This window comes from Bacillus sp. FSL K6-3431 (assembly GCF_038002605.1).
Classification (GTDB): Bacteria; Bacillota; Bacilli; order Bacillales; family Bacillaceae_C; genus Lederbergia.
In genome coordinates this window covers 574,075-599,519 of sequence record NZ_JBBOCT010000001.1, presented here as the reverse complement: position 1 = coordinate 599,519, position 25,445 = coordinate 574,075, and the positions used below count along the sequence as shown (strand labels likewise).

General features: G+C 36.4%; 16 protein-coding genes. 2 read left to right on the top strand and 14 right to left on the bottom strand.

Translation table 11 applies throughout. From position 1 onward, the window contains the following. Nucleotides 1-284: 284 nt before the first annotated feature. Nucleotides 285-2,279 carry an iron ABC transporter permease gene (locus tag MHB53_RS02900; RefSeq protein WP_340915650.1) on the bottom strand — a complete coding sequence of 665 codons (1,995 nt, stop codon included), beginning with the start codon at nucleotides 2,277-2,279 and terminating at the stop codon, nucleotides 285-287. Nucleotide 2,280: 1 nt separating this feature from the next. Next, a complete protein-coding gene (locus tag MHB53_RS02895) occupies nucleotides 2,281-3,252 on the bottom strand; it encodes an ABC transporter substrate-binding protein (RefSeq protein ID WP_340915649.1) in 972 nt (323 codons plus the stop codon). A gap of 567 nt (nucleotides 3,253-3,819) precedes the next feature. Here MHB53_RS02895 and MHB53_RS02890 point away from each other — a divergent pair. After that, the gene (locus tag MHB53_RS02890) at nucleotides 3,820-4,425 is read left to right on the top strand and encodes a hypothetical protein (RefSeq protein ID WP_340915648.1); all 606 of its coding nucleotides are present in this window, start codon (nucleotides 3,820-3,822) and stop codon (nucleotides 4,423-4,425) included. A gap of 189 nt (nucleotides 4,426-4,614) precedes the next feature. Here MHB53_RS02890 and MHB53_RS02885 read toward each other — a convergent pair whose 3' ends face one another. Next, nucleotides 4,615-6,099, bottom strand: coding sequence for an MDR family MFS transporter (locus MHB53_RS02885; protein ID WP_340915647.1), 1,485 nt, complete (start codon nucleotides 6,097-6,099; stop codon nucleotides 4,615-4,617). Between the two features lie 645 nt (nucleotides 6,100-6,744). On the opposite strand from MHB53_RS02885, the gene MHB53_RS02880 reads away from it, so the two are divergent. Further along, entirely contained in the window at nucleotides 6,745-7,647 is a 903-nt protein-coding gene (locus tag MHB53_RS02880; protein WP_340915646.1) for a DUF4349 domain-containing protein, read from the top strand. 561 nt (nucleotides 7,648-8,208) lie between these two features. On the opposite strand, the gene MHB53_RS02875 is transcribed toward MHB53_RS02880, so the two are convergent. The 11 genes from MHB53_RS02875 to MHB53_RS02825 all read right to left on the bottom strand — a co-directional run bounded on the left by MHB53_RS02875 (nucleotide 8,209) and on the right by MHB53_RS02825 (nucleotide 25,434). Then, nucleotides 8,209-8,991, bottom strand: coding sequence for an ABC transporter permease (locus tag MHB53_RS02875; protein ID WP_340915645.1), 783 nt, complete (start codon nucleotides 8,989-8,991; stop codon nucleotides 8,209-8,211). 5 nt (nucleotides 8,992-8,996) lie between these two features. Continuing rightward, nucleotides 8,997-9,800: an ABC transporter permease gene (locus tag MHB53_RS02870; RefSeq protein ID WP_340915644.1), complete on the bottom strand. Its 804-nt coding sequence runs from the start codon at nucleotides 9,798-9,800 to the stop codon at nucleotides 8,997-8,999. Beyond that, entirely contained in the window at nucleotides 9,797-10,774 is a 978-nt protein-coding gene (locus tag MHB53_RS02865) for an ABC transporter ATP-binding protein (protein ID WP_340915643.1), read from the bottom strand. Before MHB53_RS02865 ends, MHB53_RS02870 begins: the two co-directional genes overlap by 4 nt. A gap of 158 nt (nucleotides 10,775-10,932) precedes the next feature. Further along, nucleotides 10,933-12,270: a CoA-disulfide reductase gene (locus MHB53_RS02860; RefSeq protein ID WP_340915642.1), complete on the bottom strand. Its 1,338-nt coding sequence runs from the start codon at nucleotides 12,268-12,270 to the stop codon at nucleotides 10,933-10,935. Between the two features lie 598 nt (nucleotides 12,271-12,868). Beyond that, a complete protein-coding gene (locus MHB53_RS02855) occupies nucleotides 12,869-14,920 on the bottom strand; it encodes a glycoside hydrolase family 65 (RefSeq protein ID WP_340915641.1) in 2,052 nt (683 codons plus the stop codon). Between the two features lie 103 nt (nucleotides 14,921-15,023). Then, nucleotides 15,024-17,315, bottom strand: coding sequence for an AraC family transcriptional regulator (locus MHB53_RS02850; RefSeq protein WP_340915640.1), 2,292 nt, complete (start codon nucleotides 17,313-17,315; stop codon nucleotides 15,024-15,026). A gap of 175 nt (nucleotides 17,316-17,490) precedes the next feature. Then, entirely contained in the window at nucleotides 17,491-20,760 is a 3,270-nt protein-coding gene (locus MHB53_RS02845; protein WP_340915639.1) for an FIMAH domain-containing protein, read from the bottom strand. A 131-nt stretch (nucleotides 20,761-20,891) separates the two neighbouring features. Further along, a complete protein-coding gene (locus MHB53_RS02840; RefSeq protein WP_340915638.1) occupies nucleotides 20,892-22,436 on the bottom strand; it encodes an extracellular solute-binding protein in 1,545 nt (514 codons plus the stop codon). Between the two features lie 39 nt (nucleotides 22,437-22,475). Beyond that, nucleotides 22,476-23,345, bottom strand: coding sequence for a carbohydrate ABC transporter permease (locus MHB53_RS02835; protein WP_340915637.1), 870 nt, complete (start codon nucleotides 23,343-23,345; stop codon nucleotides 22,476-22,478). Beyond that, nucleotides 23,345-24,208 (bottom strand): ABC transporter permease, encoded by an 864-nt coding sequence (locus MHB53_RS02830; RefSeq protein ID WP_340924437.1) that lies wholly within the window; start codon nucleotides 24,206-24,208, stop codon nucleotides 23,345-23,347. The genes MHB53_RS02835 and MHB53_RS02830 overlap by 1 nt, the downstream gene beginning before the upstream one ends. 587 nt (nucleotides 24,209-24,795) lie before the next feature. Further along, nucleotides 24,796-25,434 (bottom strand): rhamnogalacturonan acetylesterase, encoded by a 639-nt coding sequence (locus tag MHB53_RS02825; protein ID WP_340915636.1) that lies wholly within the window; start codon nucleotides 25,432-25,434, stop codon nucleotides 24,796-24,798. Nucleotides 25,435-25,445: the final 11 nt, after the last annotated feature.

The window sequence follows — 25,445 nt, the reverse complement described above, 5'->3', positions numbered from 1 at the left end:
AATTAGGTCCCAAAACGCAGTCTTGATCTCAAATACTTGGTTATTTTCCATTGGCTCTATTTTTTTCAACATAGCGAAAATCAAGAATGTCATATAATTAATTTTTAATTTTTTTATCGTATTTTATTTTAAAATATGTATTTAGTGAACTGTAGAGAACTGTAGAGAACTGTAGAGAGATCTATACATCCTTTTTTTGTCTATTAATCTGAAAATGTCTGAAAGCTTTCAAAAAAATCGACGTAACAAATAACGTCGATTTTTTATATAACAGCTATTACAAATTATTTAACAGATATTTTCCCAGTCATCTTTAATAAATAAAGCAAATAAGGTGCTCCTACAAGGGAAACCAATAGCCCTGCAGGTACATCTTTCGGTGCCAATAGATAACGTCCAAGAAAATCTGCAATAATTAAAAGAATTCCACCAAGCAAGACAGTAACAGGAAATATATGCTGATGTTTTATTCCGACCATTCTCCTAGCTGCATGTGGAGCTAACAATCCAATAAAGCCGATTGTACCGACAATGGCAACACTAATTGCCGATAATATAACACCTAAGACAATCATATACAAACGTACCTTTTGTGTTTTTAAACCAAAGCCAATTGCCAATTCATCTCCGAATAAAAGTACATCATACGTTCTTGAAAAATAATAAATAATCGGGAAAAATAAGATCAAAGTAAGCGCGGCAATCAGTACGTGATCCCAGGAACTACCATATGTACTACCTGATAACCATGTTAAAGCTTGCGTGACATTCAGTTTTGATTTCACTACAAGTATCTGAATGATGGCCGAGCATATTGCAGAAATCGATATACCAATTAATACAAGCATAATTGGTTGAAAACCGCTACGAAAACTGAATATTAATATAATCCCCATCGCCAACAAAGCACCGATAATTGCTCCTACAGGAATGAAATAGAATGGAATCCCCGGGAACATAATGAGGAAGATCATCGCTACCATACCTGCCCCAGAAGTCACACCTAGTACAGAAGCATCGGCCAGAGGATTACGCAATACGGATTGTAAAATCATACCTCCTGCTGCCATGAGCATGCCTACTAGAAAGCTAACTAGTATTCGAGGTACACGAAAATCCCATACATATATATTATGTGCTAATTCCTGAACAATGTTATTTATCGGAGTAAACTCTGTGCCCCCAAATAAGACGCTTATGAATAAGACGAGTAATGCAATTAATGATATACAAAGGACGACAAGCCATTTCCGGGAGAAAAAGTCGTGTCCATTCAAAGCGGAAGCTTTTTCTCTTTTCCCTTTGCTCATTTTAATAGCTAAATAGATGAGTAAGGGACCACCAATAATAGCAGTCATTGCTCCAACTGGTAATTCTTGAGTTTGAGTGATTAGACGAACAAGCACATCTGCGCCGATTAACAGTGTCGCACCTACTATAATATTGCCTAGGATCATAGAAAAGTGGAGTCTGAATCCTAATAAACGCACAATATGTGGAGCGATGATGCCTACAAAACCAATGGGACCAACGACAGCTACAGTAATAGATGCCAATAAGATGGCGATTATCCAACCAAGCGCTTTAATGCCTCCAACTTTCTCTCCGAGACCTATTGCCGCCTCTTCCCCAAGCAACAGTACATCTAATTTACGGCTTAGCAATAATGCTATAATAATCGTTACAGTAAACCAAGGCCAAGCAAATTGAACTCCTGACCAATCCAATTGTAATAGTGAGCCAGACCCCCATAGAAATAAACCAGCTACTTCATTGGAGTAAAATAGTTGCAAGGCTCCAGTAAAAGATGAAAACAACATACTGACAATCAAACCCGTTAGTGCAACACGAACGGGATCAAGTGTTTTCCCAACCAGACTCCATACGAGCATTGCCGCTACAAGTCCTCCACCGAAGGCAATAACTAAAGGGAAATTCCCACTCGCTTTTGGAAAGAAAATCGCACAAGCTACAACAAAAAAATATGCCCCTGAATGTATACCTAATGTACTTGCACTTGCTAACGGATTTTTCGTTATAGATTGCATAATCATCCCAGCGACAGCCAATGCTGCTCCTGCTATACAACCTATTGCAAAACGCGGTAAACGATTATATAAGAAAAAGTTCATTTGCTGGTTATTATGCTTAAGTTGTTGCCAAAAGGAAAAATAACCTGATGAAGACTGTCCCTGACTTATGTGAATGGATGCGAGAATCAAAAATATAATGATACATCCGACCATATACAACCATATTTTTAATTTGTCATTCATCATATTATTGTTTTAAAGCTTTAAGCAGATTATTTACTAGTGTATTAGCAGATAAAACTCCGCCAAAAGTCCAAGTGTCACCGCCAATATCATAGATATGATTTTCCTTTACAAAGGTGAAATCATTCCAAGCTTTATTGTTTTTGACATTTTCAAAAAGTGGATCGTCTTTTTGAACGGCATGAATGAAAAGAGAATCCTGATATTTCGAAACTCCCTCAATATTGGCTTCAATAAAACCCCATTCCGCATCCTCATTGTCTGTAATTTGATTTTCAAGACCTACTTTTTCTAGCACATGGCTAACCATAGAGTTCTTAGTAAACAAACGGAAGGATGGGGCCTGATTTACAGTAAATGCTTGTGTAAAGACAAAGTTTTTCGTTGTTAAATTCAGTCCCTCTATTTCATTTTTCGCTTTAGCATACTTATCTTCCAATTGACTAATAACTTCTTCGGCTTCCTTTTCCTTTTGCAATAATTTTGATGTAGTTTTGAATGAATCTATTGAAGTTTGATAAAGATCTTTAGACGCTTTTTTAGATGTTGTATCATAAAAAATTGTAGGAGCGATTTTTTCTAAATCATTCTTTATACTCTCATGATTATTAGCGAGTGTAATAATTGCATCTGGTTTAAGCTTTGCAATTTCTTCTAAATTGGGTTCTTGTCGCGTGCCGACATCGACTACATCATCGTCTAGCTGTTTATCAATTTTAACCCATTTATTAAAACCTTCGATATCCGCAACTCCCACTGGCTGAATATCCAAGGCAAGTAGTTCCTCCACATAATTCCATTCCAATGCAACTACACGTTCTGGTGCTTTATCAAAGGTTTCTGTACCTAGAGCGTGTTTTATTTCAATTTTTTCGTCCATTTTACTTCCACTATCATCCTTAACAACTTGCCCTTTTTCGGCACATGCTGTTAAAGCAAATAACATAGCAATGACTAAAATAAATAACTTCCTCATGTTCACTTTCTCCTTTTATGTATAATTCTTTCTCATTTCTTCGATAAATATAATCTAGTTCTCTATTATGATGTGTTCCGCACTAGGCAATTATGCAGCATCATCATAATTACTTCCCTCCTTATGGTTCTATATACATTTACACTTTAATTGAGAATGATAATCACTCCTGTTTAGAGTTTAGTATAAATATCGCCATTTAGCAATAGTAATTAACATAAATATTTGACTTATTCTAAAATCACAATTAATAGATATTGAACAAATAGCACCGTGCTACCGAAATAAGACTTGCTTATCATTTCTAGTAGACCAGTAAGTCTTATTTAGTAATAATTCTATTGATCAACCATGTTTTTTATCTTTTATATGTTTGGATAGTAGAATTTGCGGGGAAAGATTAAGGAAAACGCAGTATACTTGATTACTGTAGTAAAAATAGTCTTATGTTTAGATTTGATAATCATCTCTTTTCGTAATAATTAATATAGAGATTGTTAGTATGGTGAAACTATTTCCATTAGTTAAACGTCTATTTATATATAGCCTCTGAAAGGGTGATAAAAAATGAAAAATAAATTTTATGCGATTATTTTGATGTCTTTATTTTTATTAGCTGCTGGTGCCTTTCATTATGAAGGTTCGCAAAGCAGAGCCAATGCAACCGAAAACAGCGATGAAGTTAATGCAATAGATAATGGTGAAAAGTCTTCTATCAATCAACAGAATATGGATAAACAGAAAGAAAATAGTGAAATGCAGCATTCAAATCGTGAAAGTTCTAACCTTGATAGTAAACAGGCTGTAGACGAGATGATCATCGATGATGAATTATATGTTAATATCATGGATGATGAGAAATTTGCAGATTTAAGTAAAATTGCACGTAGCAATGATGCGCAACTATATGCCATACCAAATAGTGGCAGTTTAGCAATTGTAAAAGATGGAACCCCGATTTTCCAAATGAGCACTGGCGTTAAAGCAGTTAATGTTGACCATGTTAATATACTTTCTGAAGCATTTGCATTGGGAGGATTTGAGGAATTTAAAAATTTATCTGAGAATATTGATCATGTCTTAAAAACAGGTGAAGAAGTAAACGTGGAATTAAGTGAGTATGAAGGCTATTTTATCTATCAAAAAGATGGGTGGATTATTGTATCGTGGTAAACGTGTTTTGAACTGAATTGTCAATTTGGTATATCGCCTTGTATCCCCGAAAACAATATGCCTACATTCTTCATTCGATATGAAATAAAAAAACGTCATCCCTTAAATGTTGGATGACGTTTTTTTTACTTAAATTTAGTTTTCTCATAATTAAAGTTGTTCATTACATCATTTATGTTAATAGTATTCTTATCCTTCTTTTTGCGGTAGGTCATCCTCTTTTGGCTCCGCACGGTACACAGTAAATGCTAAAATCACCGCTACGATAGACATGGCAAAAGCAAGAAAATATACAAGTTCAACACCAGCCACCATTGCTTCATTTATTGTTGCTGGATCTTTAGGGGTATCTGCATTTTGTAAAAATTTAAGCTGTCTTGCGTTCATTATACTGATAAACACCGAAACACCAATTGCCCCTGCAACAGGCTGTAACGTCGACATGACTGCCGTTCCGTGTGGATATAATCGTTTAGGAAGCTGATTTAATCCGTTTGTTTCTGCAGGCATCATTATAGCTGAAACAGTTAGCATTATTAGGATATATCCAAGAATGACAACCCATAAGGCTGTATCAGAAGTTAATCTGCTCATCATGAACATCGTCCCACTTAATACAATTGTTGCTGGAATCATTAATACTCTAGGGCCAAATTTGTCAAAGAGATGCCCCATAAATGGTGACATGATTCCATTTAAAATACTACCCGGCAATAGGATGAGTCCGGCTGTTGCAGCTGTTAAAGCTAAAGGGCCTTGCATATAAATCGGTAAAATAATCTCTGAAGCAAACATTGTCATGATGATAATTAAGAACATCAATACAGCATGTGTAAACATCGGATATTTAAAAACCCTTAAATCCATTATCGGTTCATCAAGTTTTAGTTGCCTCATTGAAAATAAGACAATTCCTATGACTCCAATGGTAATCGCAATCGCCACATTTGGACTTAAAAATCCAGCGGCACTTTCTCCTACAGCACTGAAGCCATATACAATGGATCCAAAACCAATAGAAGAAAAAATAATGGATAATATGTCAATCTTCGGCTTTGTCACTTCTGAAACATTGATTAAGTATTTATAAGCAAATGCAATAGAAAATATAGCAAATGGGATAACGATAATAAATAAATAGCGCCATCCTAAATATTCAACAATAATCCCGGAAAGTGTTGGTCCAATAGCAGGAGCGAACATGATAACAAGACCTATTAATCCCATTATTTTACCACGCTTATGCGGTGGAAAAATTAATAGAAACACATTAAATATAATTGGCATTAATAAACCTGTTCCAACAGCCTGTGTTAACCGTCCTACTAACAAAATGGGAAAAGACGGTGCAATAGCACATATTATTGTCCCAATGGTAAAAACAATCATTGTACTTAGAAATAATTGTCGAGTCGTATACCATTGCAATAACAAAGCGGATATGGGAATTACAACCCCCATCACGAGCATAAATCCTGTTGCCATCCACTGCACAGTAGTTAACGATATCGAAAATTCGTCCATTAACGTAATAAGCGCAATATTTAATAGTGTTTCATTTAATATCGCAAAAAAAGCACCGATAATTAGGGAGAGCATAATGGGTAAAACCTTGAAATTTGGATTATCCGCCAAATATTCATATTTCTTTGGTTCATTATTATTATCTTTCATATACAAAAAACTCCTTCTGTCTACATTGTTTTTAAATCACAATTTCTAACATGTGTTAAAAGTAGACGAAAAGGAGTTAACCTAATTAGGAAATATTGAATCAGATACATTCATATGAACAACTCTGATAATGATATTTTAAGAAACAAAAAGAGAGAGCAGTCTCTCTCCCCCATTATAATTATTTGGATTTTTCTTAAAAAGGCAGACCAATTCCGAATACTCTACACACAAGTAGAGCCTTTCAAAGCTATTCAATTAGCCAAGCAAAGTTGAAGTAAATCGGAATCTAATAAATGCCATTTTAATAAAATCCCCCGTTCAGAAAATTGTAAACCTAATGTAACACGTTCTTCCAATAATTGCAAGATTTTTTTTATTTAATATGCTTGCAATAGTATTTAATACATTGCTTCTTTTCACATTCTCATAATTCACCACTTGAACGTGGAATAAGTTATTAATTAAGTTATTTATCGAATTTCATTTTTTCGTTAGCTATATAATCTTGTAAAAGTTTCATTGTTCAATGGCACTCCTCGCTTCCTCCCCCCCTCACCGGGATATAACGCATTAATAAGATTAATTATATGTAACCTTTTAAAAATGTGAACGTCTACATATTTAACAGATAGGGGGCAATCAATGATGAGAAAAGGAATTACTTTTTTACTATTATCATGCTTTTTTGGATTATTGGCTGGTTGTAGCTCGAATGATTCGAGTGAAAATGCCAAGATGGATGATCCATCTCAAAGCTCTGAAGAAGTTGCGATACAAACCGAAATGGATCAAGGGAAAAATTTTTCTGAATCAGAAGAAGTAGCTGATAAAAAAACAAATGAAATCACTTCAAACAGAATGATTATTCATCAAGCGCAATTACGTTTAAATGTGAAAAATCTAGAAAAAGCTCAGCTTACATTTGAGAAAAAAGTAAATGATTACGGTGGGTACATTGTAGAATCGAATGTATATCGGGAAAATGAGGACGTTATGAGTGGTATGATCACAGTCCGAATTCCCGAAAAACATTTTCAACAATTTCTAAAGGATGCCGAAGGAGAAGCAGCCGAAGTGATAGAGCGGAATGTAACTGGTCAGGATGTTACAGAACAGTATGTTGATCTCGAGTCTAGATTGAAATCGAAACGAGTGGTGGAAGAAAGATTGCTTGATTTTATGAGCAAGGCAAGCAAAACAGAAGATTTATTGAAAATTTCCAATGATTTATCTACTGTACAAGAAGAAATTGAAGTGATCGTTGGACAGCTTAAATTTTTAGAGAATCAAACATCTTATTCTACCATTGACATATCAATGCAGGAGAATCGCGTGATCGTTCCAGGTATAGATAGTAAAAATTTAAATACATGGGAAAAAACGAAAAAACAACTTGCTACAAGTATGAACTTTATCCTTACCGCTTCTTCTGGTTTGATCGTATTTTCAATTGGAAACTTACCGGTTATTTTGATTGTGCTAATTGTTGGGGCAATTATTTATTTTAGTGTAAAAAGAAAGAAAAAGAATAAAGATTTAACATAAGTTGAATGAGTTTGGATTAATGGTACTGATGATTGTACATGATTTAAAATAAGAATTTATAAAAGATATCAAAGTTTATCAACCTTGGCGATTCATCTCCCTCCTCAAAATCCGAAAGATTTAGGAGGGAGATGAATCGCTGCTTATCATTACTTGAAAAATATGTTGGTTAGGCAATTCAAGTCGTTTCCATTTTGTTATAATTAAATTGGCGAATATATGTTCAGGATGTGCGTGGAATGAAAAAAGCTTACTTTTCAAAAAGGGTCTATAAAAATACACTTCCTAGAGTGTTTGTGGAGGCTATTTCCCATGCCCTTCTTTTGTTTAATCGTTCCAAACATTAATGCCCTGAAAAACTGTCACCAGCATCACCCCCTTTCACTTGGGGATGTGCCGACCACCCTTGAGAAATCTATTCTATTGCTTTTTTCATTATATCTTTCCAAGCACTAAAACGCATGTTCCCTCTTGTTGTTTCGAATTATAGGAAATTGATTTTTTGCTATTGTCTCCCTCTGCTATTAAATAACACCCCCTGATTTAAAGATCTATATATTGTTAAGACCCTGTCGATCGGTAACGTTTAACACCAAATTCCCAAACAAATAAACAAGGAAGAATAAATATAATTCCAGCTACAGGTGCCATCATGTACACAATGGAATTTCCTTCGTTTTTATCTAGTAAATACATTAACGGTAAGTAATTGACGCAGCCAAAAGGGATGACGAATGTAAAAAACTTTGATACCCACTTGTGATAAATATTTAGTGGATATTGCGCCATCTCCCTTCCACCATCTGTAAATATATTAACCACTTCGAGGCCTTGAATCGTCCAAAAGCACATTGTTGCTGCAAGGATAAAAATTCCAGTGAATATAAATACGCCACTAATAATCATTAGTACGAGGATGCAAGCTTTAATAATGCTCCATTCAATAGGCAAATTACTTATTGCCCAAATTAACACAATCAAACTCTGAATTAGTCTGCCAAACCTCGTAAACTCGAATTGTGAACCCATCACTTGGATGATTGTACTTCTTGGACGGACAAGTAGGCGATCAAAATTCCCATCTCTCACAAGGCTGGAGAAAGCATCAAATCCACGAGCGAAGCACTCACTAATTGAAAAAGCCATATGAATGACTGCAAAGCAAAGTGCAACTTCGAAAAAAGTCCAACCTTTAATTTGTCCAAAACGCTCGAATAAAAAATATAATCCCGCGAAGACTGATAGAGGGATGAAAAACTGACCAAGAGATAAAAGTAAAAATGATGTTCTATATTGCATTTGAGATTTAAAGAGAATTTGGAGATACTTAAAATAAAGATTCAAACTGTTCACCCTCCTTGTACGACCACCCTTTTTAATGCTTTATTAAAAGCAAATCTCCCAAGTAAAACTAGAACGAGCAGCCAAATTAACTGGGCAAGTATCCCACTGATTGCCTCATCTTGTGGAATATGTCCCGAGTAAACGCGAAATGGAAAATCTGCTGTTAAACGAAATGGCAGCATATATGCAATATTTTGAAGCCATATAGGCATAAACGGAATCGGGATCGTTAATCCGGCAAAAAACTCGCCAATTACGCCAAAAACAAGCAAAGATCCTACTGGAGACATCGTAATAAAGACTGAAATATAAATAAACATGGAAATAGCTACTAAAAGCAATAATCCTAAAATCATAGATGATAAAAATAATAGAAAGGTTGTTACATTTGGTGGCAAAGTCATCTTATATGGTTGTGGTAATAAAAAAGCCACGATCAGTATCGGAAAGCTACGAAGCATGGCACTCGACAATCGTTGTGCAAGTAGTTTTGCATACCAAAATCCATAGATTCCACAAGGTCTACAAAGTTCATATGCGATATTTCCGCTAGTAATCAGATCAAATAATTCATTGTCACGAAACCACAGCATAATGAATGCAAGGAATGCCTGTTGCAACCAAATATAAGTAATCAATGCTTGGAATGAAATAGGTGGTGTTTGGATGGCATGTTGGTAGAACGCTTCAAAAATCATAATATACATAAATCCCCAAAAAAATTGTGTTGCCACCCCAGCAAATGCGGCTGCCCGATACTGCATTCCATTCAGAAGTCTCAATTTTAATACAGAGATGTATGCATTCATATTTGGTATTCCTTATAGAGCTGTACAATAATCTCTTCGATTGGTTGTGCTTCGATAGAGACATCCAACAACTCTACCATTTCAGATAATTTTGTGATGACTTCGGCAATCATTACTTTTTCCGTATCAATGCTAAGAACAGCCCTTTCTATTGTCTGAGAATGTACGGTAACACCATTAATGTCAAATGATTGTGAATTTTCCTGATAATCTGCGGTAAGTATTTTATGTGACCCATATTTTTTCCTTAGTTCCTCTAGCTTTCCATCATACAGTAAACTTCCTTTGCCGATTAAAAGGACTCTGTCAGCAAGTGCTTCGATGTCATTCATATCGTGCGTGGTAAGAATAACCGTGACTCCTTTTTCTTTATTGATGGTTTTAATAAACTGTCGGACGGCAATTTTTGATAGTGCATCAAGTCCAATTGTTGGCTCGTCTAAAAATAAGACACTCGGACTATGTAAAAGAGATGCTGCGATTTCACACCTCATCCGTTGACCTAAGCTTAACTGGCGTACGGGCGTATAAATAAGCGTTTGTAGATCAAGCGTTTCGACGAGCAGATCGATATTTGACTTGTACTCGGATTGAGGGATTTTGTAAATATCGCGAAGTAACATGAAAGAATCAATTACAGGCACATCCCACCATAGTTGTGAACGTTGTCCAAAGACGACTCCGATATTTTTGACGTAATGTACTCGTTCCTTCCAAGGAGTGTATCCCATAATTGTGCAACTTCCACTATCTGGGACCAAAATACCACTCATGACTTTGATCGTTGTAGACTTCCCAGCGCCGTTTGGACCAATATACCCGACAATTTCTCCTGGTTCAATAGAAAAAGAAATATCATTCAACGCTTGAACAATCGTATGCTCACGATGAAATAGCGCTTTCACTGAATTCCTCAATCCAGTGGAGCGCTTCGCAACTTTGAAAGACTTACTTAAACCATCAATAGTAATCAAGTATTTCCCCTCCTTTAAATGACAATCAGAAGGAAGATAATACCATCAATTATACACCATGTCAATCGCTTTCATTCAAAATGTTTTAGCGTTTTCTTTTTATAAGTGAAGGAAAGACCTCACCTGATTCCCCGATGTTTCAGTTAACTGAAACGAGTTCACTTGGGGCTATGTCTTCTTGCAGCCTGCTGGATTGGATCCCATGTACTATTATAAGGAGGTGCATAACAGAGATCTAGATCTTCTAGACTTCTCATCGTCATACGATTAAAAAGTGCAGTAGATAAAACATCAATTCGCTTATCTACCCCCGCTTCTCCGATCACTTGTCCACCAAGTAATGAATGATTATCTTTTCGATAAACTAACTTAATATGAATTGGTTTCCCCCCTGGATAATATCCAGCAATATTATTTGTTTCCAATTTGACTATTTCAAAGGGGATATTTAATGAATGTGCTTCCTTTTCAGAAAGACCTGTCTTGCCTAGAGATAAATCCATAAATTTAATGATGGATGAACCAGTCACTCCTGCAAAAGATCTTTGATTTCCAACCATATTTAATCCTGCAATTCTCCCCTGCTTATTTGCTGTTGTGCCTAGTGGAATATAATCATCCATTTCTTTCACGATATGATAATGAACTGCACAATCTCCAGCTGCATAAATATCCTTTATATTTGTTTCCATATTTCGATTTACTTGAATGGCATCTTTTACACCCAATATAATGCCTGTATCTTTAAGAAAACCTGTGTTAGGCTTCATACCGATAGCAATTAATACGAGATCTGTATTATATTCGTTCCGGTCAGTTTGAACAGAGCCGACGGTTTGTTTTCCTTTAAGTGCCAATACATTCTCATTTGTTAATACATCAATTTCATGTTTCATTGCTTCTTTTTGGATCAGAAATGCCATATCCTCGTCAAATATTTTGGCGAGTTGTTGACCGCGTTGAATGATACGAACGTGTTTACCAATTTCTTTGAAGCTTTCCGCCATTTCTAAACCAATATATCCGCCGCCAACAATCGTGACATCTTTTATATCATCTTGTATGTTCTTGATGATCTTTTCTGCATCAGGAATAGTTTTGAGCGAATGTACACGCTCGAGTTCTCTTCCTTTCCAATCTGGTATAAGAGGGCTTGCCCCTGTAGCGATTAATAATTTATCATATGTATATTTGAACTTTTCCGATGTTAAGGTATTAATTCCATATACAATTTTTTTCTCCGGGTCCACCTTATTTACCTCATGATAAATCTTTGCATTAATGCCATATTTATTACGAAATGTATCGAAGCTTCGGGCTATAAGCGCATCAGTAGAAGGAATAATCCCACTTATCGTATAAGGAAGACCACATTGCCCGTATGAATAAATCCCGCCTTTTTCAAGTGTAATTATTTCCGCTTTTTTGTCGTTCCGGACAATTTGCATAGCTGCACTCATGCCTGCTGCGTCTCCACCAATAATGATATATTTCAATATAATTCTCCTTTCAAGGAAAAGCTTTCATCTTCCTTCATCATATTACAATACCTTAGCCATTGGCTAGAATGGAGTGACATCATTTAGTATTCCGATTAACCTCTAGTTGGGATTAAGAAATAAGGATAGTTCTGTTTCCGGATTCTCATACTGCTAGGTAAAATTTGCATGTAATTAATGAAAATATCACTTGTCCATAGACAAGTGATAGGAAGAACATTGACGATATATAATCAACTCTTTAATGATCATTTATTTGTATCTATATTCTCAACTTAGTATTTATGCTTTATTTACTTATAGAGGATGTTCAAAAAGTCACCAAATGATAATCGCCGAATTTCTTCGTTGGCTATTAGGTACTTATACTAAGGAAAAGGATCCTCTGAAAGGAACCACTGTTAAGATCGCTCACGTCCTGTGAGCAATACAGAGGCCAGCACATCGTGTGCAAGTGCGTCCTGTGAGTAACACAGATGTCAGCACGTCGTGTAGCAAGTCCGGTTCTCACTTATTAAATGCATACGCTCTGATCCTCAAAACCTTCTCGCCTCGAACTTCTTGTTTCTAATATGGCTCCTTTTTGAACACGCACTTATAACCAAGCATGTAATCCTTCGTATTTAATCGTCCAACTACCATCGTTGGGGAAACCAGGGCAATCTTTATCTGTGGAATCTTTCCAGCCAGATGCCATCATCGCAACGGCGGTCAGCAAACCACCATTGCCAGGTAAATATGCTGTCAATCCCGGTCTTTGATAATTATGGCCATTTGGTAAATACGTATTCTTTGTTGCCTCCATCATTAAAAAGTCTATGGCCATCTCTCTTTCACCTAATCTTGCGGCAGTCATTGCACACATAGGGAAATCCCATCCCCAAGCTGATTCCCAATTCCAAACCTCTTTCACCTTATTCAGAGTATTCCTCATAATCTCTGGATCTACTAAGCTACCAGGAAGGATTCCCATTGCTCCCAACATTGATGGATGATCGTGATTTTTCTCCGTGAAGGAGTTATGGCAATTTTCATGTGCTAGATATACTCCATTTTCTTGTGGGGGTTTTGCCATTGCATTAGCAACTTTTAACCAGGTTGGATTCGCCTTCTCGTTTAATCTTTCGGCCCATTTAATTGCAATTTCCAGTCCATATTTCCAATACTCTAATTCATATGGTGGATTCATACTTTCATAAATATAATGACATTCCTGAGCCGGAATTAAAGGTGGACCGAGTACATATGATTGGCTTATCTCATTCCAATGGGCATAGGAAGCCATGAAGTCGGCTGATTCAAATATGATGCTTTTATATTTTTCTAATGTTTTATGATCTGGCTTTGCTTGATAGTACAATTCAGCCATCGCTATAGGATGTGGTTGCTGCCAGATTAATCCGGGAGCAACTGTGGAAGGGCTTTGCTTTCCATCAATACCGACCATTTTGGGCCAACGTGCACCCGTGTATCCTTGGGTGCTTGCTAATTCCGTTGCTAAAGATAAAATCGTTTCATACCAATCCAGACTTTTCTTCAAAATATCAGCACGTCCCCATAACGGAAAATGTGCAGCATGCCACCAGTGCATTTCTAAATGAAACTTTCCAAACCAACTATTATACATATAACCTGTTTCTTGCGGCGGCAATGAACCTCCGCTATGGATAGCACATAAATACTGAGATAAGATTACCCGTCTTTCTAATTCAACAGCTCTATAGTCAGTGCATTCCGAGAAATCAATCGCACCACCATTTTCCCAAAAAGTTCTCCAATATTGTTCACTTTCTAAAAATACTTCCCCTGCACAAACCGGAGTGGGCACTTCAGCAGAAAATGCTACAGTAAAGGTTAACTCATCTGATTCCCCATTTGAACATAAAGTAAATTCATGTGTATCTGTTTGATCAAAAATTCCATGATCCCACTGCCAGTGTACTTGATAGGAATCATCATCCATGGCTCGTCTTAAAACTACTGATTTATCAGTTCTTTGTGTAATCTCAGTTATATGTCTGTCATCACAATCCCAGTCAGGAAAAATTGCTTTTGACCAACTATTATGAGCAATATCTGGTGCGGGAAATAGGGTGAAAACTTGAAGTCTATTTTTACTAAGTAAAGGCGATTTTATGTTTACACTAATGATATCTTGTGTCGGATGACATGCGGTTTTCACTATCACTGGTTCGCCATCAACTGTATATTTACTGTCTACAACACCTGTCCATAAGTCATGCTTCTGATGAACACCTTCAATCGCGGCAACTGGTATTTCACATTGATCTGTATTTAAAAAACGGAAAGATATCCTTCCAAGTTGCAATCGATGCGGGTTTTGCCTTAGCCAATGATAAGCTTCCTCTTTATCTTCTGGCTTCATTGGGTAAGGCACTTGACGTCCGTGAGTATCAAAGCTTTGAAATCTAATATCCTTATCTGTAAAAACGTCTCGACCACCTGAATAATGCCATCCCCAATTTGATTGTGTTCCTAATGGACTTTCATATGCTTCAGGATAAGTCTGTAGTCCAGTAAAATCAAAGCTAAAACCAAATTCTCCATTTCCAATTGATAGAGGAGAAAGTGGTTCAACTTTATTAATAATAGGATTATGTTTTTCAATGATTTTTTTCTTATCCATAATTACACCTCATTTTTTTATGTACCATTTTATCTTGAATCTTTCTCAGGGTTTATGATCACCTGATTCATTCCCCGATGTTTCAGCTTGCTGATGTGTTTACTCAGCCAATGGTCCTTTTTTTGTCTTTTAACATTTCACGATATTTACCAGGTGTGATATTTTTATATTTGCGAAATACTCGAATAAAGCTATTTTCATGCTGGTACCCCACCTTAAATGCAATGGACGATACTTTTTCGTCTGTATTTAATAAAAGATCTTCGGCACGCTCTATTCTCAATCTCGTAAAATATCCATAGATCGTTTCATCTGTTTTTTCTTTAAAGATTTGACTCGCTAAACTTACACTAATTCCGGTAGAATCGGCAATTTCAGTAATGCCAATTGCTTCATTTAAATTTTCCTTCATATAAGTAATCATTTTCTCACATAATATAATTTCTTTGTTCTGAATAAATACTCTCCTTTTTTCAGTCTCTTCTAATACACCCTTCCTTAAAAACATCTCAACGTCATCTAGAGAAATTGATTCTAGTTTTCTATTCCAAGCTTGTTGCTCTATGCTGTCTACATGCTTTTCCTGTTCCATATTCCAAATGACAGATCTCATTTCATTTAATAAAGATAAAGCAATTGAAGGTAAGAATTGATTGTTTCTTAGCTTTTGAATCTTATCTTCAACTATTTTCAATGATCGTGATACATCCCCCCCAATCATTGACTCAGATAATTGTTCTAGGGCATTATCCTTTACCGTTGAATTATTATGATCAACAATTTTACAATCACTAATTTTTATTACACTTCCATAACCCTTATATAATCTATATCCAAGAGCCGTTTCAGCTTCAAATACCGCCCCTTGAATCTCTTCTGGTTCCGTTTTAGGATAGCTTATACCAACTGAAGCGCTAAAGCCTAGCAAGCGCTCTGAAACGGATAGCGCTTTCATTAAGTCGTGGTATAGCACCTCATCGCTACCATTTGGTTGAAGTAATATTGCGATTTTATCCTTACCAAAATCAACACATTCATTATACGACCGATCCGTAAGTACCTCCGATATAATATTTTTAAGTGCAAATTTTAACAGTGAATGATCTGAATTTGGAAATTGAATTCCCCATTCAGTAAAATTGTCTATCGATATAATAGCCACTATCAAGCTTTCATTATTCCATTCTTTAAAGTAGCCACCCCATTTTTCTCTAATTTCGACTCCATTTTTTATATTTCCTCGATAAATATCGTAAATAAATTTTGAAGAAGCCTCTGCTTTAGCAGCGTCAAGTAATTTAGATAAATGGGCACGATCATATAATAACTCACCTGCTAAATTCTCCAAATAACTTAAATCATGATGACTCATATCCTGCCCCTTTGTTCTAAATAGCTGTTTTAGTCGAAAAACTGGGCGAAAAACTTTAACATTAATATAGATAATCACAATGGCTCCAATGAAAAGGGCAATAAGCGAAACTAGAAATACAACGCTTCCAACTTTCCTGGATTTAGCAAGGATACTATCTTGTGTTACGAGGGAAACATATTGCCAGCCCGTAATTGAAGATTGTAGCTGGCTAGCTAAAAGCGTCTCACCTTTATATGTGAAATCACCTAATCTTTCTTTTCTTAGCTCCGAGAGTCCATGTTCCATTGCAGCTTTATCAAAAGGATAATTCGAAGTAGAGTAAAGCACTTCTTTTTGCTCATCAATGATAAAACGCATACTATTCAAATTTGTCAGCTCTGGAGGATTAATTTTTGCGAATAATTCTGCTTCTTTTAAGTTAATTGCGACAATTCCTTTAAACTCACCTTGAATCATAATTTTTCTAAATAGAGTGATTGCTGATCCACTGTTTTTAGCCCCTTCAGGCACATCTCTTTTTTTCACTACCATCATCTTTTCGTTAAGATCAGCCGCCGCAACACTAGTCCATTCGGAATCAATGAATGTCAATTTTGTCGAACTATAGCCCTGTGGAATAGTAACAAAGCTTCCTTTGTCAATATCGTATATATATATACTTTTTATAATCGATGAATTATCGATTAATGTTGATAATAACTTGTAAATTTCTGTAATGTTTTCATAAGGATTTTTTTGCATATTATTCGTGAGAAAACGGTAAACATGATCATTTAATGCGACTTCAATGGCACTTCTGTCACTTTCCTTAATTGCTTCATCAATAAAATTCATACTAATTTGAAGCATCTGCTGTTGCGGATCATTTAATTGTTCTTGGAGCACAGACTTTGATGTCTTGTAAGAGGTAATACTGACAATTAAAATGATAAGGAAAATAGCAATGGTTAAAAACAATAAAAGCCTTGTCTGAGTATTGAGTAAATTATATCCAAACCATCTTCGGATAAAATTAGGCATGTATTTTTCCCTCTTTTCGTACTTTACATTATACTACATGCCCATTTTTCCGAATACGGTAAATATTCATATCAGGATACATATGAACTTGATTTCCTATCATTTCCATTTGACTTTCCCGAACCCTTTAGTAAATTCTTGGGGGTTTTGGCCCCCAAGAGAATCAAAGATTATTTTACTGCCACTTTTTATCCATTGATATCGCATAGTGTTTCAAAATGTTATATGCAGAATTGGATATTAAAGCATTTTCATTTTGCATATTAATTAACTGATGAAAGCTTTGCATATGCTTAACTATTTTATCTTTAGCTTCTCGCTTTTCATAAAGGCTAATAGCTGTAAGGTGCATTTTCAAACTTTGTGCGGAACCTTTATTTTTGAATTCCCCTTCTTTCTCAAATAGCTCTACTAGCGTCTTCATACTATCTGCACTAACAACACTTGGAATAATTTTCACAGCATTAGACTTTTCAGATTCACCTGCTCCATTCTCAGCTTTGATATAATAGGTATATTCAACGCCAACCTCTGGTGTCCGATCATAAAAAGTATTTACCTTGGAAGCTCCTACCTGTTCAACTTTACCATTCGCTTCCCGATAAATAATATATTGGCTACCTCCTCCCCCTTCTTGCCAAATTAATCCCACAAAAGACTCTCCCGCTAATCCAACGAACAGATTAGATGGGGCTAAGGGTAATGGCATTGTAGTACTTAATTCTTCTGACGGTTCTGATTCCCCCATCTCATTGACTGCTGTGATTACATACGTGTAACCAGTTTTCTTGGTATCAATGGATTGGTCAATATAGGTAGTCGATGAAGTTTCGTTTATTAGCGTAAACGAATCATCGCCATCCGCTTTCCTATATATGTTATAAGTTTCCGCATCTTTAACTGTATCCCAATCAATCTCAATGCTAGAAGTTGCGACTTTCTTCGCAGCTAAACCTCTTGGAACTTCTGGTACATTCACTGCTTGTGTTGTCTTTATCTCCACACTGTCTGACTTTTTCGACTTTCCACCAATGCCATTGGCCGATACTTTATAGTAATACGTTGTAGAAGGGGTAACTGTCTTATCCGTATATTTTGGATTAAATGAACTAGCGATTTTATTATAAGGACCATCTAGTTCTGTTGCCCTATATACATTATAAAAGACTGCTTTTTCTACCGAATCCCAATCTAATTCAGTAAACGTACTCTTTACTACCGGTACCGTTAATCCTTTAGGCGCAGAAGGGACCGGTTCTGTTGAATCAAAAGGAAATACCTCCGCGGATAGAGATTGCGGGGATTCACCGCCTGCGTTTACTGCAGAAACTTTGTAATTATATGTTATTCCTAATTCAAAAGTCTCATCTATATATTCCTTATTTTTAGAACTACCGATCACTTTAAAATTGTTATCTACCATTGAAGAACGATAAATTAAATAAGTTTCCGCTTCATTTACAGGTGACCAATTAAGGGCAATAGAATCATCTGAGGTTATTTCAGCTACCAAATCCATTGGTGGATTCACAGGACGCTCCCCTTGTGAACCTGTTGGTTTAATCATCACAAAATAATTCATTCGAGATGTGCTATTATTCGGTCCCATTTTAACAAATGATCCAGCAGGATAATGCTTTTTATATAATTCAAAATTCACAGGCTGACTATCAATCATGGTCTCGCCAGTATCTTCATAGTTGGCTTTTAACCACTCGGGCTTTGAGGTAATCCTTGAATCATGTGCAACATAGACATCCGCATCTGCTGCCAAGTAAAAAGAAATTAAATCATCGCTTGTAGCACCTCTGGATTCAACCGCTGTTCGAATCCATTCTGAACCTAAAACTTCATCTGGAATCGTGGTAAATCTGTAAACATTGCTTCCAGTAGCTCGATCTGCTGCGACAATATCACCTATCTGTAAATTCTTTTCAACAGTCCATTTTTTTGCATTTTCGATTCCTTTACTGCTATTATCATTGATCATAACATTTCTTAAAATATCCCCATCCATACTCTTTACGGTCTCTGGAACAGGATCAGGATCTGTAGTCGGTTCAGTCGGTGGTGTAAATACTGGACCATCCCATTTTGGCGGAGACATTGGATAATCAGAAGGAAATCCTGGTTCTGCAAGTTCATTCAAGTAATATTCTAGATTTGTATAACCCTGTCCTTTCATATCTCCATTTCTATCCTCTGGATCAAAAGGATTCAATCCATTTGCTAACTCCCATTCATCAGGCATCCCATCTCCATCTGAATCTGGAAGAAGGGTTCCTTTTTCTAATGCAGGATATCCTCCTACATCATTTTCATGACCAATAATCGTTCCTGTTTGATCTCTTACACTATTAATAACACGCTCATCTACTGCATCTCGGAATATAGATGCCCCAGCATAATCCAAAATATATTCATATGCTTCCTGAGGTTCTTGGGTATGAACTAATGGGTATTCATATCTTTCCGAAACTACATTAGCAGGTCTTTCCTTTTCAATCATATCTGTTCCTGTATCAGTACCATCTAAAGTTCCATTTTTATTACTATCTATCCGATTGTTTTCCATGTATACATTATAATTTTCATTCCCACGGACAATCGCATATTGAGGGTCTTTCGTATTTAAACCAGCTATAAAGTAATTACCAACAACATTTCCATAGCCTTTCGTTCCAGACTCCCCCCCAGCAACATAGGCGAATTGTCCCCAGTTATAAACGATGTTATTGACAAAGTCCATTTGACCTTTTGTTTTTGGATTTCTATCATTATTATGGGCATACAAATTGTGGTGCATCGTGATCGTATTCATCTCAATCAATCCACCCATAGAGTGAGTAAGAAGACCCTCAGACATCATCGTCCATTGTACGGTTATATTTTTAGATTTCGGATCTTCATAATTCTTACTTTTGATGGATAATACTTCATCCCCTCCCCATGAAAAACTACAATGATCGATGATCACATTTGGACTATCCTCAATATACATCGCATCATCGTTAAAATTCTCTGGGGATCCCGGGCGAAAACGTAAATACCTTATAACGATATCGTTAGAATTAATGAAACGGATCGTTTCTCCTCGTATTGTTACACCGTCCCCGGGTGCAGTTTGACCAGCAATGGTGATATTTGCTTTATTCTTTACAACCGTTTTTGGGATCGTAATTTCACCTGATATATCAAAAACAACCGTACGAGGAACATCCCCTGCTGTCATCAGTGCGTCATAAAATGTACCCGGGCCAGTAAGCTCATAACTAGTGACATGGTAAACCTCTCCACCACGTCCCCCTTTTGAGGCATATCCAAACCCTTCCGCACCCGGAAATGCGGGTAGCAAGCTATTATCCGCTTTTACTGTAGTAATTGGCATTGAAAAAAAAGAAAAACATAGAACAATAGATAAGATTAGTAACAGAGATCTCTTCATTTTATACCTCCACTAAAAAATATATTTTATTTTCATATGGATTGGTGAACTTTTGTATGGAGATCCCCTTCCTAATACATCCGCGGCAGGTGAATCTCCGTATTATAATCAGATATCAAGGCTTCAATATATTAATTTACTTTTTCATACCATTCCTGAACTCGCTCAGTTACAGCATCACCGCCCGCTTGCTTCCATCTTTCTACAAATTCATCAAACTTTTCTATCGGCCATTGACCAATGATAATTTTTGTTAAATACTCTTGAAATAATTTATGCGATTGTATGTCGGGGAATCCTTCATAAACTGTACTCGGCAAACCATCCCCTGCTATTCTTCTTGCATCTGCAGTACTGACAACAAAAATGTCTTTTACCATTTGCTGTTGATCTTCTGGGATCGTTTCTTCAATCCGTTTTTGCATATCTTCGTCTGTAGTTAAATTTCGCATCCCCAATGCGATTGGTGTTTCATCTGTTGCGGGAATTAGCGATTTTTTTCCATCCTCCACTTTGTGCTGTGCTCCCTCTATTCCAAAACGAAGGAAGTCTTCATTATCATTATTGTAAAAGAAATCTAGTAGTTTGAGCGCATCAGCAGCCTTCCCCTCAGAAATCGTAGGAATCATCCATTCAGCCTCCCCCATGCTCTTTTGGGTAACATATCCCTCAAATCCTTCCACTTTGGGTAAAGGCATACCTACCACGTACGCATCTGGTGCTCCTTCTTTCATCGCATTATAACGATCACGCAAATTAGCAGGTAAGTGATACCAACTACCAACTACGTTATTATTTATTTTCGCGGTCCAAACTTCACCTTTGTTTAAAAAGGTTTCATTATCAAGTAATTTTTCCTCATATAATTCGCGAATAAATACGATTGCTTCCTTCATATTTTCTGAAGTCCCTGCATAATTTATTTTCCCATCATATATATCCCATTCTGGAACTCCTTCCCACATCGCCACACCATAAATAGCGAATAGGTGATCCATCCATTTGCCAAATTCTCTACCAGAGGTTGGTAGCTCATCCTTCTTTCCGTTCCCATTTGGATCTTTATCACGAAATGCAATGAGTAACTCTTTATAATCCTCAATCGATTTTGGCATTTCAAGCCCAACAGCGTCTATCCAATCTTGACGAATTAATGGTGCCCGTTCAGGAACAAGAAATACTTTTGGTATATAATATATTTTGCCATCGTCAGAAGCAGTCCTTACTACATCCCATGCTTCTTCAGGTATACTTTCCCAGACATGTGGAGCATATTTTGGTAGGAGTTCATCTAGTGGCAATGCACCACCTTGTTTAATTAATGTTTGCTCAATACCGCCTATTGGCCGGAGTATATCGGGCATATCCTCCGATGCAATCATCAAATTTAATTGTTCAGTTGGATCTGAGCCTGCCGGGGTAGTCATCAATTCATATTCCACACCCGTTTTCTCAGCTACATACTGGACATGTGCGTCATCACTTCCTGGGATGGTTCCCTTTCCTAAATGACTTTTGTATACTCTTATTTTTACAAGATCTTCACCTTTTCCACTATCACCTTCTGCTGAATTATCTACTTTGTCTGTTTTACTGCTACATGCCACAGTGGTAATAAAAACAAACACCAAAGCAAGTGTTAATAAGATAAATGGTTTGCTAATCATTTTCGACATAAACCTTCCCCCTCGGATTTTTTTTATAGATTCATATTACTATTCTTTAAGTGAACCAAGTACAGCCCCCTTCACAAAATATCTTTGTAGATATGGATATACCAAAATAATTGGTACCGTTGCAAAAATGATCGTTGCCGCTTTTAATGTGGTTGTATTAAAATCATAGTCTCCCATAATAAGATCGACCGCCGCCAATTCCTCAGGTGATGTGAAATAAGCCCTAAGTCGCAATTGCAATGGCCATAAATTCGGATCGCGTAAGAAAAGTACAGCTCTTTGGAAGGTATTCCAATATCCAACAGCATAAAATAGACCTACAGTTGCCAGCACGGGCTTGGATAGCGGCAAATATATTTGAAACAATAACCGAAAATCATGACAACCGTCCATTTTTGCAGCATCATCTAGATCACTTGGAATTCCCATGAAAAAGGTACGAATGATAATCATATTAAACGTCCCTATTAAACCTGGAATAATAAGAGACCAGAGGGAATTCATCATTCCAAGCTCTTTCACTGTCAAAAAGAACGGAATCATCGGAGCGTTAAAGATCATTGTAATAACAATAGCAAACATGATCGGTTTCCTAAGTAAAAACTCTCTCCTTGATAATGGGAACGCTGTCATAACTGAAAAAAGCATACTTAGAAATGTTCCTACGATTGTGATAAAGACTGTAATCCCGAAAGACTTCCACAAAACTGTATTTTGTAAAATATGCCCCCAAGTATCTGTTGTAAATTCTACTGGAAATAGAAATACTTTTTTTGAATCTGCTGCGGTTGGTGAGCTAAACGATACAGCTAATAATTGAATTAAGGGAGCGATCATCGTTGCCGCTGCTAATGTAAGGAAAATATAATTAATAAATTGAAAACCGATCTCACCTTTTGTCCTTTTCATTACCACAACCCCTGTTCTGATTTTCTGGCAAATCGATTAAATATCCATAACAGGGTAAAGCCGATTACTGACTGAAAAATCCCAATTGCTGTTGTCAGACTGTATTGCCCTTGTAAAACCCCAGCCCGATACACATATGTTTCAATAATATCTCCAACAGCATAAGTCATCGGTGTTAACAAGTTAAAGATTTGATCAAAACCGAGTTCCAGGAAATTTCCGATGTTAAGTAAAAACAAAACTAATATTGTTGGAAATAACATAGGGATAGTAATGTAGATTGTTTGTTTCCAACGATTAGCACCATCTACGACTGCTGCCTCATATAAATTAGGATTAATTCCGGCAATTGCAGCCAAATAAATAATTGTTCCCCAACCTACTTCTTTCCATATACTTGATAGAACGACGATCAAACGGAAATGTTTTTCCTCTTGCATAAATAAAATTGGTTCCAAGCCGAATAAATCACGGATAGCGTTTACAATTCCTTGTGTTGATAATAATTCGAAAACAATGCCACCTACTACGACCCAAGATAAGAAATGCGGCAGGTAAAACAAACTTTGTACTGTTTTTTTGGCGATTAATGACCTTATTTCATTAAATAATAAAGCAAGAATAATTGGTGCTGGAAACCCAAACACTAATTGATAAAATGCAATGAGAGCCGTGTTTCGTAATACTTGATAAAAATCCTGATAGGAAAATAAAAAACGAAAATTATCTAACCCAACCCATGGACTATGCCATAAACCTTTAAATATTTGATAATCTTGAAAGGCGATAATACTTCCTAACAAAGGAATGTACTTAAACACAATGTAAAATACGATTCCAGGCAGAATCATTACATATAGCATCCAATGTCTTTTTATGTTTTCTAAGTAGTTGTTTTTTGATTTTTTAAATATTAGATTTGTACTGCTTCTTACATTAGACGTTATACGATCTTGTGCAGAAGAATCATCCATACCTCCAGCTCCCCTTTCTTCCTTTCTAAGTTTAGCTTACAAATTTTAGTATAACTACGGAAACAAGAGGGAAACAATCGCTTAATCTTACAATCTATGCGCATATTAGAGGATCAAGCGAAAATGGAGGATATGTTCATGACGTGGAAGATATGTTAGTTCATTAAAAGCGGTAGGTACCAGTACAAAAATGTAATTATCTGCTGCAAAAATAAAGTGAAACTTCAATCAGTGGGGGCTTTCTATCATCCCCCACTGATTGTTAAGGAACTCAGGCTAAGGTCGCCGCGTCCTGCGGCAACGCCTGAGTGACCAACATCCTGTTGGCCTGAACCAATCGGGCCCTTACTGCCCGTTAATCTGCGATAAAAGGATTGGTTGCCCGTCTCAAGCTACTCTTCATAGAAAAATAAATAAAACCTTGAATAAGGACTATTTATAATACATGTCCAATATACAAGGTTTATCCTTTAAAATTATTTGCAAAGCGACAACGATTTTGTTAACTCTGTGGCGACTATCTCTGCTGTTATTTTTGCACCAGCTTCAGTAAAATGTGTACAATCGGTCCCATTTACGGAAATCATAAATAGCTTCTTCGAGGCTTCATAGCCAATAGATCTATAGTATTCAAGACTAAAAGTATTTAAATCAATTAGCTGGACACTGTTTTCTTCAGCCAATTCCTTCATTGCCCGACAATAGTCCGGAAAATCATTGATAAACTGTCCATCTTCTACATGTAACCTAGCAACTGGTGTGATTAAAATCGGAACTGATTGCTTTTTTCGTGCGCCGTCAATAAACAATTGTAAATATTGTTTATACGTAGTGTATGGTTCTGTATAACGCTCCTGCCGACTAATCGTAGAATCATTATGTCCCATTTGAACAAGCAAATAATCATCAACTTTCATTTCTTGTAACATTGAATCTAGCCGCGATTCCTCAATAAAGGTCTTAGAGCTTCGACCACCAATTGCGTGATTATGAAAAGTGATATTTTTATCAAAATATTGATCGATGTATTGTCCCCACCCAGCCTGTGGCGCATCGGCCGTTTTATATGTTTGAACCGTAGAGTCACCTGCTAAAAATACTTCTATTTTTTTCATAAATTTATGTC

Bases quoted from the DNA above. Each gene is read 5' to 3' on its own strand.
- MHB53_RS02900 (WP_340915650.1), bottom strand. From the start codon at position 2,279: ATGATGAATGACAAATTAAAAATATGGTTGTATATGGTCGGATGTATC.
- MHB53_RS02895 (WP_340915649.1), bottom strand. From the start codon at position 3,252: ATGAGGAAGTTATTTATTTTAGTCATTGCTATGTTATTTGCTTTAACA.
- MHB53_RS02890 (WP_340915648.1), top strand. From the start codon at position 3,820: ATGAAAAATAAATTTTATGCGATTATTTTGATGTCTTTATTTTTATTA.
- MHB53_RS02885 (WP_340915647.1), bottom strand. From the start codon at position 6,099: ATGAAAGATAATAATAATGAACCAAAGAAATATGAATATTTGGCGGAT.
- MHB53_RS02880 (WP_340915646.1), top strand. From the start codon at position 6,745: ATGATGAGAAAAGGAATTACTTTTTTACTATTATCATGCTTTTTTGGA.
- MHB53_RS02870 (WP_340915644.1), bottom strand. From the start codon at position 9,800: ATGAATGCATACATCTCTGTATTAAAATTGAGACTTCTGAATGGAATG.
- MHB53_RS02855 (WP_340915641.1), bottom strand. From the start codon at position 14,920: ATGGATAAGAAAAAAATCATTGAAAAACATAATCCTATTATTAATAAA.
- MHB53_RS02850 (WP_340915640.1), bottom strand. From the start codon at position 17,315: ATGCCTAATTTTATCCGAAGATGGTTTGGATATAATTTACTCAATACT.
- MHB53_RS02845 (WP_340915639.1), bottom strand. From the start codon at position 20,760: ATGAAGAGATCTCTGTTACTAATCTTATCTATTGTTCTATGTTTTTCT.
- MHB53_RS02840 (WP_340915638.1), bottom strand. From the start codon at position 22,436: ATGTCGAAAATGATTAGCAAACCATTTATCTTATTAACACTTGCTTTG.
- MHB53_RS02835 (WP_340915637.1), bottom strand. From the start codon at position 23,345: ATGAAAAGGACAAAAGGTGAGATCGGTTTTCAATTTATTAATTATATT.
- MHB53_RS02830 (WP_340924437.1), bottom strand. From the start codon at position 24,208: ATGCTATATGTAATGATTCTGCCTGGAATCGTATTTTACATTGTGTTT.
- MHB53_RS02825 (WP_340915636.1), bottom strand. From the start codon at position 25,434: ATGAAAAAAATAGAAGTATTTTTAGCAGGTGACTCTACGGTTCAAACA.